The organism is Hydrogenophaga pseudoflava, from assembly GCF_031020795.1.
Classification (GTDB): Bacteria; Pseudomonadota; Gammaproteobacteria; order Burkholderiales; family Burkholderiaceae_C; genus Hydrogenophaga; species Hydrogenophaga pseudoflava_A.
Genome location: NZ_JAVHJP010000001.1, coordinates 829869 through 846567, shown reverse-complemented (window position 1 = coordinate 846567; position 16699 = coordinate 829869). Strand labels below are relative to the sequence as shown.

Genomic DNA, 16699 nt, shown 5'->3' with positions numbered 1-16699 from the left:
CTGGCTGTTAACCAAACGTCAACAGGGTACGGGCGCCATCGCGGCGGCCAATGATGCTCAGCAGGTTGGCCAGCGCCGACTCCTGGCCGGGGGCCGCCGATGCCACGCCCCGGAAACGCAGGCGTCCGCCCGACCACTGACCATCGCCATCGAGCAGCAGGCCACCCTTGAGGGTGGCCAGCTTCAGTGCCGCGTTGTCGCCGTCCCCGGTCGAGCGGAACTCGACGCGGTAGCTGCCCAGAGGGCGCAGGGTCGACACGCGCGTGGCGAGGTTGTGGGCCTCCACCACCAGCAGCCCGTCCAGGCGGGCGCGCCTGCCGGTCAGGGCCAGGGAGAAACCGGGCGACTGCACCCGCAGCTGGCCGTCCATGCGCAGGGTGTTCCAGGGGGTGCCCAGGCCGACCAGCACGGCAGCCGGCCAGCGGCTGCTGAAGGCGTCGACCTGCACCTGGGCACCGGCCAGCCCCGGTCGCAAGGCGAGGGACATCGGTTGTGCGGTGCAGCAGGGGGAGGCCAGGGTGATGCGCAGAACCGGACCCTGCGACCACCCGGGGCGGAGCGTCCAGCGCAGACCGTGTGGCAGCGCCGTCTGCCCCCGGCTGCCCTCGCCGCCACTCAGAAGCACATCGCCGCGCCCGCTCCACACCGTGCCACCGGTGTTGAGAAGCTGCACCGAGCCGTTGCTCAGATGCGAGAGCAGGATGCCCACCCAGAGCGCGGGGGCAAACACCACGAGGGCGAGCACGGACCCGGCGATGGCCCCCAGCCAGGCCCAGCGGGCGGCAGCAGGCTTGCGGTGTTCCATCATGGGCCGAGTCCCGGACCGGCGAGCACCACCTGTCCTGTCCATGAAGCGGGGTTGCCGCTGCGCTGGAGCTGCACCTGCACCGGCACGACGCGGGCGTTGACCCGGACCTGTTGGAGCCACTGGGCCAGGGCCGCCGCCGGAATCTCGCGCAGGGTGACCGTGACACGGTCACCCTGCTGCGCGAGCTGGGCGCCGGCTCCCAGGCCGCTGGTGGCCTGTTCCAGCGACCGCCGGGCCACTTCCGGGGCCGGGACGGGGGTGGCGTTCTGGGTGCGGATGATCTCCGCGCTGGCCGCCAGCTCCTGCATCTGCCCCAGGGATTTGTCCAGCTCGGCGTGTTGGGCGCGTGCCTGCCGCAGCGTGGAGACGGCCGGCGCCAGCGCCACCCACCACAGGAGTGCCAGGCCCACCACCCAGGCTGCGAGGCGCACCGCCTTCTGCTGGCGGGGAGGCAGGCCCTGCAGGGACGCGCCGAGGCGCTGGCCCACACGGGAGAAGGCGGAAGAAACGGGAATGGATCGTTTGGCAGACATCAGGGACCCTTGGCCTGGACGTTCAACATGCCCGAATCCGAGCTGACCTGCCAGCCCCGGGCCGCCATGGCTTGCTGCAGCGCCATCAGGCGGTCCTCGGGCAGCCCTCCGATGCCCAGCCGGGCCTCGCCGGTCAGGAAGTTGATGCTGGCCAGTGAGGCGCCGGGTTCCGTGGCGGCGATGAAGGCGAGCATGCCCTCCAGGTCCTGCGGCGACAGGGTGCCGCTGGCCTGCTGCAGGCGGGTGAGCTCGCGCTGCATCTGGACCGGGGCGTCCAGCACCAGGCCGACATCGGGGAAGGTGGTCTGCAGGGTCTGCCGGATGGCCTGCTGCTTGGCCTGCAGGACCGAGCGCTCTTTCCAGGCCAGCGCATTCACACCGGCGAGCGTGGTCAGCACGAGAGCCGCCAGGGCCCAGCGCGCCGGCTTCCATGCGGGAGCGACTGCCAGCTGGCGCCAGCCCTGCCGCATGCGCTGCGTGCGCCGCGCGCCGCTGGACAGCCGCAGATCGAACTGAGCGAGGTTCCAATCGGACTGGGCGCAGCGCAGCAGCCAGTCCGCCGGCGGCATGAGGTCGAAGCGCTGGTTGCACACCTGTTCGGCCAGTGCCGTGATCGACGGGTCCGCGTACCAGCTCGTGGTGGCCGGGTCGGACGCGGCGGTAAGCGTGTGCTCGGGGCCGCGGCCGGTTGAAGACCCGAGGCTGCCGAAACCGGAGTCCCCGAAGGTGCTGGCCGGGCCGAAACTGCTGTCGGCACCGAACCGGCTGTCGGCACCGAACCGGCTGGTGGCGCCGAAGGTGCTCGAACCGTTTTCACGCAGGGGAATGCTGCGCACCCCCAGCGGGCTGGCGGTGGACAGCCAGACACGGTTGCCTTCGTCGTGCGCCCAGTGCACGGTTTCGCCACCCTCCGAGCCACCCGCCGAGGTGGGCCAGAGCGCCGGCACGATGCGCGAGACCGGGCGGCCGGCGGCCTCGAGGGCCTGGAGCCAGGCCATCAGCCAGGCCTTGTTGCAGGCCGCCACCCAGAGCGTCTGCCCGGGACGGCTGCCCGGCTCCAGGGCCAGATGCAGCTCCGCCGGATCGTTGAGCAGGCGGTCTTCGAGCATCCCGTCCAGGGCGGCTCTCACGCGCGCGCTGGCCACCTTGGGCAGGGCCAGCCGGTGCCAGGACACGAGCCGTGGCGGCAGCACCAGCACGACGTCGTCGTCGGCCGGGAGCAGCGCCAGCGCGCAGCCGCCGTGGTCCGACGCGACCTGTCCGTTGGGAGAAAGCACCCAGTCCAGCACCGATGTCGATGTGGGCATGCCGGCGCTGAAGTTGGTCGGTGTGAGGATCAGCACGTGAAGGAGGGGCTGCGATGCCCCGTGGGTACTGGGCGGAGGACTATTTTAGGGATGGGGCGGTGCCGCCGGATGAAGTCCGTGCTCATGATGGCGTCACCCGTTCGCGCCAGTGCACCCGTGTTCTCAGACCGTCGCGCTGAACCAGGGCGCGCTCTTCGATCACGGTGTCGTCCAGCCGCAGGCGGATGTTCACCTCGAAAAACCGGCTGCGCACATCGTGGCGCTGGTTGCCGACCGACTGCGGGGTCGCGCCCGGTATGAGCTTGATGGCATCCTCTGCTCTGGTGAACGGCGTGTTGGCCCGCAGGGACACCACCTGCTGGGCCAGCGCCAGGTCCAGGCCCGGGATGCTGGCGCTGAGCACCTCCGGCGTGACGGTGTTCAGATTGAGCAGTGTGCGCTCCGGCAGGACCGTGACGTGGGGCCGCAGGGCTTGCAGCGTCGACGGACTCAGACCCAGCCAGGCCAGCTGGGCGAAGCGTTGCGGCGTCAGTGGCGAAGAGGAGGGCTCGGGGTCGTTGAGGGCCCGCTCGGTGGTTTTCAGCAGGTTGGCCGTCGCCGCTTCGAGTTCGGGCTTGGGAAGGTTCAGCAGGGTGAACAGCCGCTCGAACATCGCCACGTCGGTGGAAGACAGTTCCACCTTCGACTGCGAGTCCGTCCGGCTCACCCTGACGAGGTTGCCGAAGTTCAGCTTGGACTGGGCGTCCTTGATTTCTCCGGACAGGAAAGCGGGCATCAGGTCGTCCGCGCTGTTGTTCTTGTCGGCGGCCAGGAAGGACGACAGCCGGGCTTCTTCCAGCGGGGTCGCCCAGGGTTCGCCCAGGTGGTCGGCGGCACCGCTGGTGCGGTTGGCGCGCCCGTCTTCGCGCAGGATCAGGCGCGCCCAGTCGAGGGCGCCCACGAGGATCCAGCCCGCTTGCAGGCGCTGCCGTTCGGCCGCCTCGACTTCGGAGGAGCGCCACTGCTGCCAGAGAGCCGCCGAGGCCAGGGTGGCCACCAGGGTGACGGTGAGCATGGCCAGCAGCAGGGCCGCTCCCCGTTCACTGGATGACGTGCGCGGCGTCTTCATCAGCGGCCTGCCAGGAGGGATGGACGCACCCAGTCGCTGGACACCTTGCCGGAGAGACCCCGCCCGGCCGACAGCGTCAGCACCAGGCGCACGCCGTTGGGAATCTCGTCGTCGCCCCCCAGGGTGATGCCGGTGTTCTCGTTGCCAACGGAGGACTGCGGATTGCCCCAGGTCTCCCCGCGGTGATAGAACAGTTGCCACTGGTCGATCGCCGCGAGGGTGACCTGGGTGTCGCGGGGATCGATCTCGGCGGGGGAATCGATCCATGCCGCGGCCCGGTCCCATGCGTCGGCCAGTTCGTCCCGGCGCTTGATCGGACCGGACTGCCAGCGCATCCACTGGGTGCCGACCGCACCGCGGGACTGCAGGCGTGCCCAGGCCACGACGCGGATGCCATCGCTGCGCAGCGCGCTCTCGGCTGCGTCCCGCCGGGTCAGGCGCAGCACCCGGCCGTCGAATGCCAGCGGGCTGAGTTCCTTGGTGTCCACCAGAGCATCCAGGTCGGCGGCCCACTGGCCCAGCGCCGCCTGCAAGCGCAGCAGTTCGTCGGCGCGCGCCTGGGTCAGGGCCTGGGTCCGCTGCATGGCGTCGATCGAACGCCAGCTCAGCATGGCCAGCATGGACATCACTGCCAGCGCCACCAGCAGTTCGACCAGGGTGAAGCCGTGGTCGCGTCCAGGTCGGACCGGTGCGCCGCGCATCAGTACCGTCCCATCACGGTCGAGAGGCTCAGCAGCCGGACCCCATTGCCGTCGACCGCGCCCTCCACGATCGCATCGACGCGCCGGAAGTTCGGGTTGGGTGTGGGTTGCACCGACAGCCTCACCGCCAGCGTGCGGCCTGCCTGGGGGCACTCGCTGGTACTTTCGCCGACGTCCGGCAGTTGTCGCAGCAGGCGCAGCCGGATCAGCTCGTTTTCGGCGCACAGCTGAGCCAGCCACTGATCGCTCTGGCGGGCGGCAGCCCGCGTGAGCGCGGAGGTCGCCTGGGAGCCGGCGGCCAGCGCAACCGCCACCACGGCCAGGGCCACGAGAATCTCGATCAGCGTGAAGCCGCGGCTGAGCCGGTTCATGGTGTGGACGGCTCGGCGATCACGGCGAAGGGTGCAAGGCCATCCGTCCCCAGCACCAGCCGCTGCTCGCCCCTGGCCAGTTCGATGCGCTGGGCCGCGATCAGCGGTTCGGGGCCCAGCAGGAGTTCCTCGGCGCCGGGGGGCTGGACCACGCGGGCCCGTGTCTCCGGGTGGAGCCAGCTGCGCGGCCGGGCCAGCGAGTCGGCCGACCTGGCGCGCGAGGTGATGCCCTGGAATTCAAAGCCCACACCGGTGTTTTTCCAGCGCACCGGCACACCGCTGGTGCGCGACTGGGCCCGCGCCGATTCGAGCAACGCCGCCAGTCTGAGCGACTCGTTCTCCAACGCCGTGGAATCGCTGTCACGCAAGGAGAGGCTCACGCCGGCGGTGGCCAGCGCAATGATGGACACCACCACCAGCAGCTCCAGCAGTGTGAAGCCGCGTGTGCGGGTGTTCACTGCCAGCTGCCGATGTCGGCGTCCTTGCCCTCGCCGCCGGGTTGCCCATCGGCGCCCAGCGACAGCACGTCCACCTCACCGTGCACACCGGGGTTCACGTACTGGTAGGGCTGGTTCCAGGGGTCGGCCGGGAGCTTGTCGAGGTAGGGACGCCAGTTGGGCGGCACAGGGGCCGCGGTCGGCCGGGCCACCAGCGCGGTGAGGCCCTGTGCGCCGGTGGGGAAGCGCTGGTTGTCCAGCTTGTACAGCTTGAGCGCCTGCATGAGGTTGTTGACGTCCGTCCGGGCAGCGGTCACGCGCGCATCGTCGGCGCGGTTGAGAACGTTGGGCACGATCAGGGCGGCCAGCACGCCGATGATGACCAGAACCACCATCAGCTCGATCAGCGTGAAGCCGCGCAGGCGCCGACCGCGCGCAGGCAATGGACCGGAGGTGGGCATCGGAGTGACAGAGGCGGATTTCAAGACAGGCTCCCGGGAACACGCGGCGCGGTGCGCCGAAGAAGGTGGATGATAATGTGTTCATGCTCAAGACACCCCCCCTTGCAAGCCTTGCGGCCGGCCTGCTCTGGCTGCTGGTGGCGCTGCTGTCGGGTTACTGGATGTTGCAGCTGTGGGGCCGGGGACAGCTGGTCCCGATGAGCGCCCTCGGCACCCCTCCCATCCAGTCGGACGCGGCCGGTGTCTCACGCGTTCTGGGTGCTGTGCCCGAGGCGCAGGCGGCCGCTCCGGTCGCTCCGCCCCTGTCCTCCCGTTTCAGGCTTCTGGGGCTGGCGAGCCAGCCGGGCCAGAGCGGCGCCGCGCTGATCTCCGTCGACGGCCAGCCGCCACGCCCCGTGCTGGTGGGCGGGGTGGTCGATGGTGAGCTGCGGCTGCTCTCGGTCGGGCCTCGAGTGGTCCGCCTGGGGACCGCCGCCGGAGACCCCGCGGCACTGGAGTTGAGCCTCCCGGAGCCTGTGGAGTCCCGGTGAACCAGGCCCTGTCCACCCCCAGCCCGTCCGCCTCTCTGCTGGACCAGCTGGCGGCGGAACTGGTCCGGTTTCCCCCGTTTGACGAGATGGAAGTGGCCCACGTCCGGGCCTTCGTGGAGGCTTCTCGACAGGCCTACTTCGCACCGGGCGAGGCGCTGGTGAGGCCGGAGGATGGACCCGCCGGTGAACTGTTCTTCATCCGCCGCGGCACGGTGGTGGGCAAGCGCGGCCTCTCCGATGTGGCAGGCGGGGCGTTCGAATACGAGGCCGGAGACCTGTTCCCCATCAGCGCGGTGCTCGCGCAGCGCGCCACAAGCACCGCCTACCTGGCCACCGAAGACACCTTCGTGCTGCGCCTGCCGGCCGCGCGGATGCAGTCCCTGGCGCAGCTCAGTCCGGTGTTCGGGGACTTCCTGAACCGGCGTGTGATGCGCTTCCTGGAGCTTTCCCGTGCGGCGCTGCAGTCGGCCTACGCCTCGCGCGTGCTGGCCGAGCAGTCGATGGAAACGCCGCTGGAGCGGCTGTGCCGCCAGACGCCTGTGAGCTGCGCTCCCGACACGCCGTTGCGCCAGGCGCTGGAGAGCATGCACCGCTTGCGCATCGGGTCGATGCTGGTGGTGGACGAAGAACAGCACCCGGTCGGCATCCTCACGCGCCACGACGTGCTCGACCGTGTCGCGCTGGCGGGTGTGTCGCTGGACGTGCCCATGTCGGCGGTCATGGTGGGACCGGTCCACACGCTGGAGTCCGACCGCAGTGCCCAGGAAGCGGCCTTGCTGATGTCGGCCAAGGGCATTCGCCATGTGCCCGTGACGCGGCAGGGGCGGCTGGTCGGTATCGTGTCCGAACGCGATCTGTACGCCCTGCAGCGCCTGAGCCTGAACCAGGTCAGCGAGCGCATTCGCCAGGCATCCGACACCGCCGCGCTCCAGTCGGCCGCCAGGGACATCCGCGAGTTCGCGCGACACTTGCTTGGACAGGGGGTGCAGGCGCTGCAGCTGACCCAGCTGATCAGCCATCTCAACGACCTCCTGACCAACCGGCTGGTGGTGCTCAAGGCCCAGGAACACCGGCTGGACCCGCAGCGTTTCTGCTGGATCGCCCTGGGCTCCGAGGGGCGGAGTGAGCAGACCATTGCCACCGACCAGGACAACGCGCTGATCCTTGCCGACGAGGTCGGCGCGGACGAGCGGGACGCGTTGCTCGCCATGGCGCAGGACATCAACCAGGCGCTGGACGCCTGCGGCTATCCGCTGTGCAAGGGCGACATCATGGCCGGCAACCCCGACTGCTGTCTGACCCTGTCCGAGTGGCGGCATCGCTTCGTGCAGTGGATCGAGCAGGGGGCGCCCCAGGATCTGCTCAATGCCAGCATCTATTTCGACTTCCGCGCCCTGGCGGGACAAGCGGGCCTGGCCGCAGGTCTGCGCGGGTTCGTGACCGAGCGCGCGGCGGCCAATCCGCGGTTTGTCCGCCAGCTCGCTGTCAACGGCCTGGTGCAGGCCCCTCCGTTGAACTGGCGCGGGCAGATCGATACCACGCCGGTGGATGGCCTTGACACGCTGGATCTCAAGCTGCAGGGCACCGCGATCCTGGTCGATGTGGCCCGCCTGTATGCGCTGGCCAACGGCATCGCGGCGACCTCGACACGGGAACGGTTCGAAGGCGCTGGAGCGAAACTCGGCGTCCCCGGAAGGGAGCACCAGGCGTGGGTGGCCGGGTTCGAGTTTCTGCAGATGCTGCGCCTGCGCGCCCAGCTGGACGGGACCTCGGTGGGCGACAACCCCAACCGCATCGCGGTCGGGGGGCTCAACGACATCGACCGCCGCATCCTGCGGGAGACGCTGCGGGTGGTGCGCAGCCTGCAGCAGCGGGTGCAGCTCGACTACCAGCGATGAACGCCACACTGTTGGGAACACTGCGGTCGTGGTGGGGCGCCGAAGATGTACAGGTCACTTCTGATGGGGGCCGCTGGGTGGTCGTGGATGTGGAGACCAGCGGACTGGATGCCCGCAACGATCGGCTCCTGGCCATTGCCGCGGTGGGTCTGAAGATCGGTCTTGCGGACCCGCGACCCGAGATCGTGCTGGGCGACAGCTTCGAGGTGGTGCTGCGACAGGAGGCCGTGTCCGCACGCGACAACATCCTGCTGCACGGCATCGGTGAGCAGCGCCAGCGCGAGGGCGTGGCGCCCGCGGAGGCGTTGCAGGCCTTCGCCGGCTTCGTCGGCGAGGCGCCACTGCTGGCTTTTCACAGCGCCTTCGACGACACCATGATCGACAGGCATTGCCGCAAGCATCTCGGACGCCGGCTGGGCAACCCTTGGCTGGACGTGGCCGACCTGTGCGCCGTGACCCACCCGGAGGTGCGTGCCCGGTCGCTGGACGACTGGATGGATCATTTCGGCATCCGGTGCCTGGTGCGGCACCAGGCGGTGGCCGACACGCTGGCCACGGCCGAACTGTTGCTCAGGCTGTGGCCTCGCATCGCGCCGGAGGGAGGGCGCTGGCGCGACCTCGAGCGGCTGGCCGGGCACCGGCGCTGGCTGGCCGAGCGCTGAAAGAGCGCGTACCGGCCGTGGGTCAGTGCTGCAGCAGCTGCTGGGCCGACTGCAGCAGCGGCCACGCCAGCAGCGCACCGACGCCTTCGGAACTGCGCAACTCCATGTCCAGCAGCGGACTGGCCTGAAGATGGATCAGCAGCAGCCGGTGTCCCGGCTCCGCTGCGCGGTGGGCAAACACCAGATAGTCCTCCACTGCCGGGACCAAGGCGCGCGCCACCAGTGCGGCCGTTCCGGCCACGAAGCCGTCAACCAGCACCGTCCGCCGTTCGCTGGCGGCCTGGATCATTGCGCCACACATCATGGCAATCTCGAACCCGCCCATCGCGGCGAGAGCCGCCTGGGCCGAGGTAGCGCGGCGGTGCCTGCTGGCGGCCACAAACAGCCGCTCCAGCTTGCGCTGCCCGAACACCTCGTCCGCTTCCTGATCCTTCCCAGAGGCGTCGGCCAATGGAACCCCGCAAAGGCGGGACAACAGCAGCGTCGCCGAGGCCTCACCGGCGACGCCGATGCTGCCCAGCGCCACCACATTGCCAGGCAGGTGCCGCACCACGTCCATGCCAGCCTGGATCGCGGAGCGAGCCTGCGCGGGCGACATGGCCTGCACCATGGCCGCATTGCGGGTGCCATAGCCGATCTTGCGCAGCAGGAGGGGCACCGCTGCCTCGCTGCCTTCGGGCAGCTGCAAAGGGCGGGCGACACCGGCATCCACCAGAGAGACGTCGAATCCAGAGTGCCACGCCAGGGCAACCGCAGGGCTCTTGCCTGCGAGCAACTCGCAGGCGCATCGATGCGTCAGGTCCTGAGGCGATTTCGAGACGCCTTCATCTGCGAGACCGTGGTCAGCGGCAAACACCACCAGCTGGGGGGCGTCGAACCGGAGCTTTTCGAGTGCTTGGCCCGGTGCGTGCTGGATGCGGGCCAGCTGCATGGCCAGTCCTTCCAGTCGTCCGAGAGTCTGCTCCTGTCCATAAGGACCTCTCAGACGCTGCAGCACCGCCTGGTCCAGCGGGGCGTTCGCCGTCGGTGATACCGGGGGCCAAGGGGGCGATGCCTTGTCGTCCTTGTCCGGTGACGGGTCAGGAAGGGACGCGGGCCTTGGCTTCATGGGTGTGCTCAACTCTTGAGAAACAGTCGGTACACCGGATTGTGGGTTTCCTCCACACAGGGGTACCCCAAAGTCCCCAGAAACTTGGCAAACACCTTGTCGTCTTTCGGTGGCACCTGCAGCCCGACCAGGATCCGTCCGTAGTCGGCGCCCTGGTTGCGGTAGTGAAACAGACTGATGTTCCAGCCCGGGCGCATGAGGCTCAAAAACTTCAGCAATGCGCCGGGCCGCTCCGGAAACACGAAACGCAGCAGGCGTTCGTCCTGGGCCAGCGGCGAGTGGCCGCCCACCATGTGCCGGATGTGCTCCTTGGCCAGGTCGTCGTGTGTGAGGTCCAGCGATTCGAACCCCCGTTTGCGGAAGTTGCTGGCGATCTTGGCCGATTCGCCCGGTCCCTGTGTCGTCAGGCCCACGAACACGTGGGCCACCTTCGCGTCACCGATGCGGTAGTTGAATTCCGTGATGTTGCGTGGACCTCCAGGCAGCGCATCAAACGACTCCAGGAAGCGCTTGAAACTGCCCCGCTCCTCGGGAATGGTGACCGCGAACAGTGCTTCGCGTTCCTCGCCGACTTCCGCCCGTTCGGCCACAAAACGCAGACGGTCGAAGTTCATGTTGGCACCACACAGAATGGCGGCGTAGGTCTCGCCCTTTGTCTTGTGCTTGGCCACGTACTGCTTCATGGCGGCCACGGCCATGGCGCCCGACGGTTCGACAATGCTGCGCGTGTCGACGAAGACGTCCTTGATGGCGGCACAGACCGCGTCGGTGTCCACCACCACGAACTCGTCCACCAGGCCACTGGCGATGCGGAAGGTTTCTTCTCCCACCAGCTTGACCGCCGTTCCATCGGCGAAGAGACCGACGTCACCCAGTGTGACCCGCTCGCCTGCCTGGACGGACTTCAGCATCGCGTCCGAGTCGACCGTCTGCACCCCTACGACCTTGATCTCGGGACGCACCGCCTTGATGTAGTTCGCAACGCCGGAGATCAGGCCGCCTCCGCCGATCGCCACGAACACGGCGTCCAGGTGGTCCGATCCAAGGCTTTGCAGCTGCCGCAGAATCTCCATCGCGATCGTGCCCTGTCCTGCGATCACGTCCGGATCGTCGAACGGGTGAACAAAGGTGAGACCCTCTTTTTTCTGGAGGTGCACCGCGTGTCCGTAGGCGTCGGAGTAGCTGTCTCCGTGGAGCACCACCTCTCCGCCAAAAGAGCGGACGGCATCCACCTTCACCTGGGGTGTCGTGGTGGGCATGACGATCACTGCGCGCGTGCCCAACTTGTGGGCGCCCAGCGCGACGCCTTGCGCGTGGTTACCGGCCGACGCGCAAATCACGCCCTTGCGAAGCTGCTCGGGCGTGAGGTGAGCCATTTTGTTGTACGCGCCCCTCAGCTTGAAACTGAACACGGGCTGTTGGTCCTCCCGCTTGAGAAGCACCTTGTTATGCAGTCGGCGGCTGAGGTTGCGCGCCGGCTCCAGCGCAGACTCCACCGCGACGTCGTAGACGCGCGCATTCAGGATTCTGGTGAGATAGTCCGACGGACTGAGCGGAGTGCTGGGACGCGGCGCCGGTGCCGCAGCCCTTTTCTTGTTGGATCGTGTGGTCATTGTTCGTCCTGGTCCAACGATCATAGCGAGCCGGTGCAACGAAAAAAAACCCGGACTGGTGGAACCGGTCCGGGTTTGAATCCACCCGTAGAGGGCAGAGGAGACAACCTTCAATACAATGACGCTATTGTATCGAGAAATGTTGCGGCGCAACACGGTTCAGCGTGTTTTTGCTAGCTTTTAGGGAGCTGACTCTCGATCTGTCAGATTTTTCACAACCGACTCACCTATGGAATGCACCGTGACATGGACCGGCGCCGCCGGTACCCGCTCCCACATGGGATTTGTCGCTGAAACCGGCAGTGGCCATGTGTTGGCCATGGATGGGGCGCCGGACGCAGCCAAGCCGGAGAATGGCGGGGCGAATTTGGCACCCCGGCCCATGGAAACTGTGCTGGCCGGAACGGGAGGATGCACGGCCTACGATGTGGTCCTGATTCTCAAGCGGGGCCGCCATGATGTGCTGGGTTGCAGTGTGAAGCTGACGTCCGAGCGTGCCGCCGTCGATCCGAAGGTGTTCACGCGGATTCACATGCACTTCACCGTGACAGGCCGGGCCATCCCCGCTGCTGCCGTCGAGCGCGCCATCGCCATGAGTCACGAAAAATACTGTTCCGCCAGCATCATGCTTGGGAAAACCGCAGAGATCAGCACCAGCTTTGATCTTCTGGAGGCCTGAGCAGACTTCTCCCTCTGTTCAGATCCGGTGGGCCACGGTGGTCATCACCTTGGCTGCGGCCTTCATGAGAGCCTTGACTGGCAAAGGAAGCTCCATCGCCCCCGCATGCTGCGCCTCACGTGCGTGCCGGGCTTCATCGGCCTTCATCTGAGCCACGATGGCCCGGGACGCACGGTCTGCCGGAGGCAAACGGTCCATGTGAGAGGCCAGGTGGTCCTCGACCTGGCGTTCCGTTTCCACCACAAATCCGAGACTCACCCCAGGCCCCATCCGTCCGGCGAGCCATCCTATCCCGAACGCACCTGCATACCAGAAAGGGTTCAGCAGGGACTGGCGGGCACCCAGTTCGTCCAGGCGCTCCCTGGTCCAGGCCAGATGATCGGTTTCTTCCCGACCGGCGGCATCCAGTTGCTGGGCGAGCTGTTCCCGCCGCGGGTTCGAGCTAATGCGAGCGGCCATGGCCTGAGCGGTGTAAAGCGCCTGGGCGCAGACCTCGCCAACGTGGTTCACGCGCATCAGCGCCCCTGACAGTGCCTGGTCTTCTGCACTCAGCGGGCTGCCGGGAAGCTCCGTCAAGGTTCCGCACGGTCGGGTTGAACGGGGACGGGCAAACAGGGTTCGCAAAGCCGAGTCGGCGGCAATCAGCAGGGCATCCATAGGCAGGCGATCAAGTGGGCTATTCATTTGATTGTCGCCTGATGCAGTGCAGGAAGTTGATTGCTAATGTTCTAAGTGATCACCCTAGGAAGGGCTTTTCCTTGTTGTCCATGAACGACAAACAGGGCCGAAAGCTTTGCGCCCCCAAAGTCCTTCTGGTGCAATGTGGTTACTTCCAGCAACGGAGGTTGGCTCGGGGGCTCAGACCGCCGGCCCATTCATCAACCTTGGAGATACCCTCAATGAAAAAGACCCTGATTGCTCTGGCCGCTGTGGCTGCCACCGGCGTTGCATTCGCCCAGTCCTCCGTGACGATTTACGGCAAGGTGGAAGCCGGTCTGCAGAAGATGAACGGCGATTCGCTGAAGATGACCAACATCCACGGCTCGCGTCTGGGTTTCCGCGGTGCAGAAGACCTTGGCGGCGGTCTGCAAGCCAAGTTCCAGATCGAACACCGCTTCAGCCCCGACACCGGTATGGATGCGACCTACAACCCGGGTGGCACCAACCCCACGACCGGTGTGGTGACCCCGGCCTCGTCGACTTTCTGGAACGGTATGTCGACGGTTGGTCTGGCTGGCTCCTTCGGTGAAATTCGCCTGGGTCGCTACTACGGCGCGAACTTCCTGGGCGCCAACAACAAGCCTGATCCCTTCGGTGGCGACGGTGCCGGCGCTCTGCGTGGCATCGGTATGCAGACTTCCACTCTGCCTGGCTACATCCGCACCGCCAACATCATCCACTACAGCGGCAGCTTCAGTGGCGTGAACGTCGCTGTGTCGACCGGTCTGAAGGAAGGTGCCGCCAAGGCCCAAAACAGCTTGGCCGTCGGTTACGCCAATGGCCCCCTGGATGTGGGTGTTGGTACTGAGAAGGGTGTTCCCGGCACGCTGACCAACGCATATGTCACCTATGACCTGGGTGTCGCCAAGCTGGCCTTTGGTCTGGGCAATGCCAAGACCGCTGCCGGCGCCAAGACCGAAGGTCTGCTGCTGGGTGCCACGATCCCTGCCGGCCCCGGCAAGGTGCTGGTTGGTGTCGCTCAAGCCAAGAACAAGGCCACCGACACGACCACGAACCAGAAGCTGGGCTTGGGTTACTACTACCCACTGAGCAAGCGCACTGCGCTGGAAGTCACCTATGGTCGTGACAGCAAGGCCAAGACCGCTGCTGGCAAGAACGTGGGCGGTGCTGACTTCACCCTGCACCACAACTTCTGATCGTCCGCCGGCTCACGCCGGTTGATGTAATAAAAATCAAGGCCTGTCTTGGGAACAAGACAGGCTTTTTTTATTCTTAGCTGCGACCTTCGGCGTCGGTGATCTCGGCATGTCGCCAAAATCCCACAGCTTGCTATCTTTTTACGGGTTTTCCCTCGAAGTGTGAGATGGCTCGCGCTACCATGAAGTGTCAGTTTCTCAACCGGGCTGCAAAGCCCAGCATTAAAGGATGTTGATATGAAGAAATCTCTGATTGCTCTTGCCGTTCTGGGTTCGGTGGCCGGCGTGGCCCAAGCCCAATCCTCGGTCAGCGTCTATGGCGTTGCCGACGCTGTGCTGCACAAGGACAAGGGCGTGCCCGCTGCTCTGACCTCGGGTGGTGTGAGCGGTAGCCGTCTGGGCTTCAAGGGCACGGAAGATCTGGGTGGTGGCCTGAAGGCCAACTTCCTGCTGGAGCACGGCTTCAAGATCGACACCGGCAAGCAGGGCGAAGAAGGTTCTTCGTTCAACCGCCAGGCCTATGTTGGCCTGTCCGGTGGCTTCGGTGAGTTCAAGCTGGGCCGTATGTGGACCGCTTACGACGACATCTCTGGCGCCACCAATCCGGTGTTCGACTCTGTCCTGTCTCCGACCAATGTCTGGGCCAGCACCGGCTACGCAGCCAACCCGTCCAACGGCATCTACTACGCTTCGCCTGCAATGGGTGGCGTGAGCGGCGCTTTCAGCACCAACCTGAAGGAAGGTACGGGCAACCAGTCCAACGCTTTCCACGTCAAGTACGAAGGCGGCCCGGTGTACGCTGGTGTCGGCTACCAAGTGGACAAGACCGCCACTGGCGACACCAAGTTCACCCGTGTGAACGGTTCCTACGACCTGGGTGCCGCCAAGCTGCTGGCTGGCTACGGCAACGTGAAGGCCGGTAGCGTCAAGACCACCGACCTGTCCTTCGGCGCCGACGTGCCGCTGGGTGCCAACCTGGTGCTGTCCGCTGGTTACGCCTCCTCGAAGACCGACGGTGCCGAGCGCCTTTCCGGCCTGGGTCTGGGTGTTGCTTACTCGCTGTCCAAGCGCACCACCGTTTACGGCGGTTTCCTGGACACCAAGAACACCGGCCCGGACACCCGCTATGGCTTCGGTCTGAAGCACACCTTCTGATGACGGCGGCCTTGGCCGCTTGAGTCTGAAAGTTGAAAAGCCACTTGGCGTTGCCAAGTGGCTTTTTCTATTGGGGCACTTACTGCTTGGGTACGGGCGCTGCGCTCGCTTTGCCGGGTTTTTCCACCGGCGACTTGGCGGCAGCGACAGGCTTGAAGGCCTCGCCGTTCACCGTTAGACCTTCTGCGGACAGTTTGGCCGCCCGCTTTTCGCCAATGCCGGGCATGCGTTCGATCAAGTCTGCCCAGTCCTTGAACTTGCCACTCTTGCGGACTTCGAGAATCTTGGTCGAGGTGCCTGGGCCGATGCCCTTGATGCTGTCCAGATCGGCGGGATTGGCGGTGTTGACATCCACGGCCGCAAACGCCGTGGCGGCAAATCCCGCGATGAACAGGGACAACAGCTTTTTGTACATGGGTTCCTCCTTAAAAGTGAACGAGTTGTGTTGAGCGTGGGCGCTTGGGTGAACCCACGGCGAAAAATGTATCGAATGCCCTGGTTTTTGACTTCCCCAGTGCGGGGTATGCGCAGGCAGAGGCGATAGACTGGGATGCAGTTACTTTTTGTCGCAAGAAACAATGTCTGTGGGGTATGGATGCGCGGCGCAACGACAAACACATTGGGCACGGCCATGTTGGGTGCATTGGCCTCGGTGCTCGTGGCTTGCGCCGCAAAGGCGCCGCCGTTGCTTGAAGGCGGTGAGGGAGCTTCACGCGGTGTGCCGAACCGAGAGGCGGCCTCGCATCAACCAGCAGAATGGCGCGCGGCGGTCGATAAGCTGCTCATCACTCCGCCCGGCGGGGATGACTGGCAACCGTTTCTGTTGCCCGGGAAACGCTACGCCGCCTTCGAGGTGGACAGGCGGCCTGGGCGCGCAGCACTGTCGGTAAGCGCCGACGGCTCGGTCAGCATCCTGCGAAAGCGATTCGACAAAACGCTGCCGGAGGTCGACCACATTGCGTTTTCGTGGAAGGTCGATGGTCTTCCTGACGACGCCCATCTGGGTGAGGCGGGCAAAGACGATGCGCCGGTCCGGATTCTGCTGTCGTTTGACGGTGACCGCAACAAGTGGACAGGGCGCAACCACCGCATGTCAGAAATGAGCCGTCTGCTCACGGGAGAAGAGTTGCCCTATGCCACGCTGATGTACGTTTGGGCCAACAAGCATGCGCCTGAGACGGTCATCGTCAATGCACGAACCGACCGCATCCGCAAGGTGGTGGTGGAAAGCGGCGCGCAGCAGGTCGGTCACTGGCGGGACTATCAGAGGAATATCCGGGCGGATTTCATCCGTGCGTTCGGGGAGGAGCCTGGCCCTTTGCGGGCTGTGGCGATCATGACCGACACCGACAACACCCAATCCAGCTTACGCGCCTGGTACGGCAGCATGACCCTGACGGCCCGCTGAGGCTTGTGGCATGCTCCCAAGTGCCCCCTAGGGTTAGCACGCT

The 16699-nt window shown here is 66.1% G+C and carries 19 protein-coding genes; 7 read left to right on the top strand and 12 right to left on the bottom strand.

Annotated elements, in window-relative coordinates; translation table 11 throughout:
• Positions 1 to 7: 7 nt before the first annotated feature.
• The 8 genes from gspN to gspG form a co-directional block, all read right to left on the bottom strand.
• Positions 8 to 808, bottom strand: coding sequence for a type II secretion system protein N (gspN, locus tag RCO38_RS04125; RefSeq protein WP_308327015.1), 801 nt, complete (start codon positions 806 to 808; stop codon positions 8 to 10).
• Positions 805 to 1341 carry a type II secretion system protein GspM gene (gspM, locus tag RCO38_RS04120; RefSeq protein WP_308327014.1) on the bottom strand — a complete coding sequence of 179 codons (537 nt, stop codon included), beginning with the start codon at positions 1339 to 1341 and terminating at the stop codon, positions 805 to 807. Before gspM ends, gspN begins: the two co-directional genes overlap by 4 nt.
• On the bottom strand, positions 1341 to 2684 hold the full coding sequence (gene gspL / locus RCO38_RS04115; RefSeq protein WP_308327013.1) for a type II secretion system protein GspL: 1344 nt from the start codon (positions 2682 to 2684) through the stop codon (positions 1341 to 1343). The genes gspM and gspL overlap by 1 nt, the downstream gene beginning before the upstream one ends.
• 85 nt (positions 2685 to 2769) lie before the next feature.
• Entirely contained in the window at positions 2770 to 3756 is a 987-nt protein-coding gene (gene gspK, locus RCO38_RS04110) for a type II secretion system minor pseudopilin GspK (RefSeq protein WP_308327012.1), read from the bottom strand.
• A complete protein-coding gene (locus RCO38_RS04105) occupies positions 3756 to 4457 on the bottom strand; it encodes a PulJ/GspJ family protein (RefSeq protein WP_308327011.1) in 702 nt (233 codons plus the stop codon). The genes gspK and RCO38_RS04105 overlap by 1 nt, the downstream gene beginning before the upstream one ends.
• The gene (gene gspI, locus RCO38_RS04100) at positions 4457 to 4828 is read right to left on the bottom strand and encodes a type II secretion system minor pseudopilin GspI (protein WP_308327010.1); all 372 of its coding nucleotides are present in this window, start codon (positions 4826 to 4828) and stop codon (positions 4457 to 4459) included. Before gspI ends, RCO38_RS04105 begins: the two co-directional genes overlap by 1 nt.
• Positions 4825 to 5286 (bottom strand): prepilin-type N-terminal cleavage/methylation domain-containing protein, encoded by a 462-nt coding sequence (locus RCO38_RS04095; protein WP_308327009.1) that lies wholly within the window; start codon positions 5284 to 5286, stop codon positions 4825 to 4827. The genes gspI and RCO38_RS04095 overlap by 4 nt, the downstream gene beginning before the upstream one ends.
• Complete coding sequence (gene gspG / locus RCO38_RS04090) at positions 5283 to 5726, bottom strand: type II secretion system major pseudopilin GspG (RefSeq protein ID WP_308327324.1); 444 nt, start codon at positions 5724 to 5726, stop codon at positions 5283 to 5285. The genes RCO38_RS04095 and gspG overlap by 4 nt, the downstream gene beginning before the upstream one ends.
• Positions 5727 to 5809: 83 nt before the next feature.
• Between gspG and RCO38_RS04085 the strand changes: the two genes are divergently transcribed.
• Genes RCO38_RS04085 through RCO38_RS04075 form a run of 3 tightly spaced genes read left to right on the top strand, consistent with a single transcriptional unit; the run spans position 5810 to position 8816 of the window.
• On the top strand, positions 5810 to 6256 hold the full coding sequence (locus RCO38_RS04085; RefSeq protein WP_308327008.1) for a type II secretion system protein N: 447 nt from the start codon (positions 5810 to 5812) through the stop codon (positions 6254 to 6256).
• Positions 6253 to 8154, top strand: a complete 1902-nt coding sequence (locus RCO38_RS04080; protein ID WP_308327007.1) for a DUF294 nucleotidyltransferase-like domain-containing protein — start codon at positions 6253 to 6255, stop codon at positions 8152 to 8154. The genes RCO38_RS04085 and RCO38_RS04080 overlap by 4 nt, the downstream gene beginning before the upstream one ends.
• Positions 8151 to 8816, top strand: coding sequence for a 3'-5' exonuclease (locus tag RCO38_RS04075; protein WP_308327006.1), 666 nt, complete (start codon positions 8151 to 8153; stop codon positions 8814 to 8816). The genes RCO38_RS04080 and RCO38_RS04075 overlap by 4 nt, the downstream gene beginning before the upstream one ends.
• A 22-nt stretch (positions 8817 to 8838) precedes the next feature.
• Here the strand turns inward: RCO38_RS04075 and RCO38_RS04070 are convergent, their stop codons facing one another.
• Both RCO38_RS04070 and ilvA read right to left on the bottom strand, forming a co-directional pair.
• Positions 8839 to 9924 (bottom strand): nicotinate-nucleotide--dimethylbenzimidazole phosphoribosyltransferase, encoded by a 1086-nt coding sequence (locus tag RCO38_RS04070; protein ID WP_308327004.1) that lies wholly within the window; start codon positions 9922 to 9924, stop codon positions 8839 to 8841.
• Between the two features lie 8 nt (positions 9925 to 9932).
• Complete coding sequence (gene ilvA / locus RCO38_RS04065; protein ID WP_308327323.1) at positions 9933 to 11537, bottom strand: threonine ammonia-lyase, biosynthetic; 1605 nt, start codon at positions 11535 to 11537, stop codon at positions 9933 to 9935.
• A gap of 229 nt (positions 11538 to 11766) precedes the next feature.
• Here ilvA and RCO38_RS04060 point away from each other — a divergent pair, with 229 nt between their 5' ends.
• Entirely contained in the window at positions 11767 to 12216 is a 450-nt protein-coding gene (locus RCO38_RS04060; protein WP_308327002.1) for an OsmC family protein, read from the top strand.
• An 18-nt stretch (positions 12217 to 12234) separates the two neighbouring features.
• Here the strand turns inward: RCO38_RS04060 and coq7 are convergent, their stop codons facing one another.
• The gene (gene coq7, locus RCO38_RS04055; RefSeq protein WP_308327001.1) at positions 12235 to 12873 is read right to left on the bottom strand and encodes a 2-polyprenyl-3-methyl-6-methoxy-1,4-benzoquinone monooxygenase; all 639 of its coding nucleotides are present in this window, start codon (positions 12871 to 12873) and stop codon (positions 12235 to 12237) included.
• A 110-nt stretch (positions 12874 to 12983) separates the two neighbouring features.
• On the opposite strand from coq7, the gene RCO38_RS04050 reads away from it, so the two are divergent.
• Both RCO38_RS04050 and RCO38_RS04045 read left to right on the top strand, forming a co-directional pair.
• On the top strand, positions 12984 to 14093 hold the full coding sequence (locus RCO38_RS04050; RefSeq protein WP_308327000.1) for a porin: 1110 nt from the start codon (positions 12984 to 12986) through the stop codon (positions 14091 to 14093).
• Between the two features lie 237 nt (positions 14094 to 14330).
• Positions 14331 to 15248 (top strand): porin, encoded by a 918-nt coding sequence (locus tag RCO38_RS04045; RefSeq protein ID WP_308326999.1) that lies wholly within the window; start codon positions 14331 to 14333, stop codon positions 15246 to 15248.
• A gap of 79 nt (positions 15249 to 15327) precedes the next feature.
• Here RCO38_RS04045 and RCO38_RS04040 read toward each other — a convergent pair whose 3' ends face one another.
• Positions 15328 to 15663, bottom strand: coding sequence for a ComEA family DNA-binding protein (locus RCO38_RS04040; RefSeq protein ID WP_308326998.1), 336 nt, complete (start codon positions 15661 to 15663; stop codon positions 15328 to 15330).
• Between the two features lie 135 nt (positions 15664 to 15798).
• Here RCO38_RS04040 and RCO38_RS04035 point away from each other — a divergent pair, with 135 nt between their 5' ends.
• A complete protein-coding gene (locus tag RCO38_RS04035; RefSeq protein WP_308326997.1) occupies positions 15799 to 16656 on the top strand; it encodes a DUF3047 domain-containing protein in 858 nt (285 codons plus the stop codon).
• Positions 16657 to 16699: the final 43 nt, after the last annotated feature.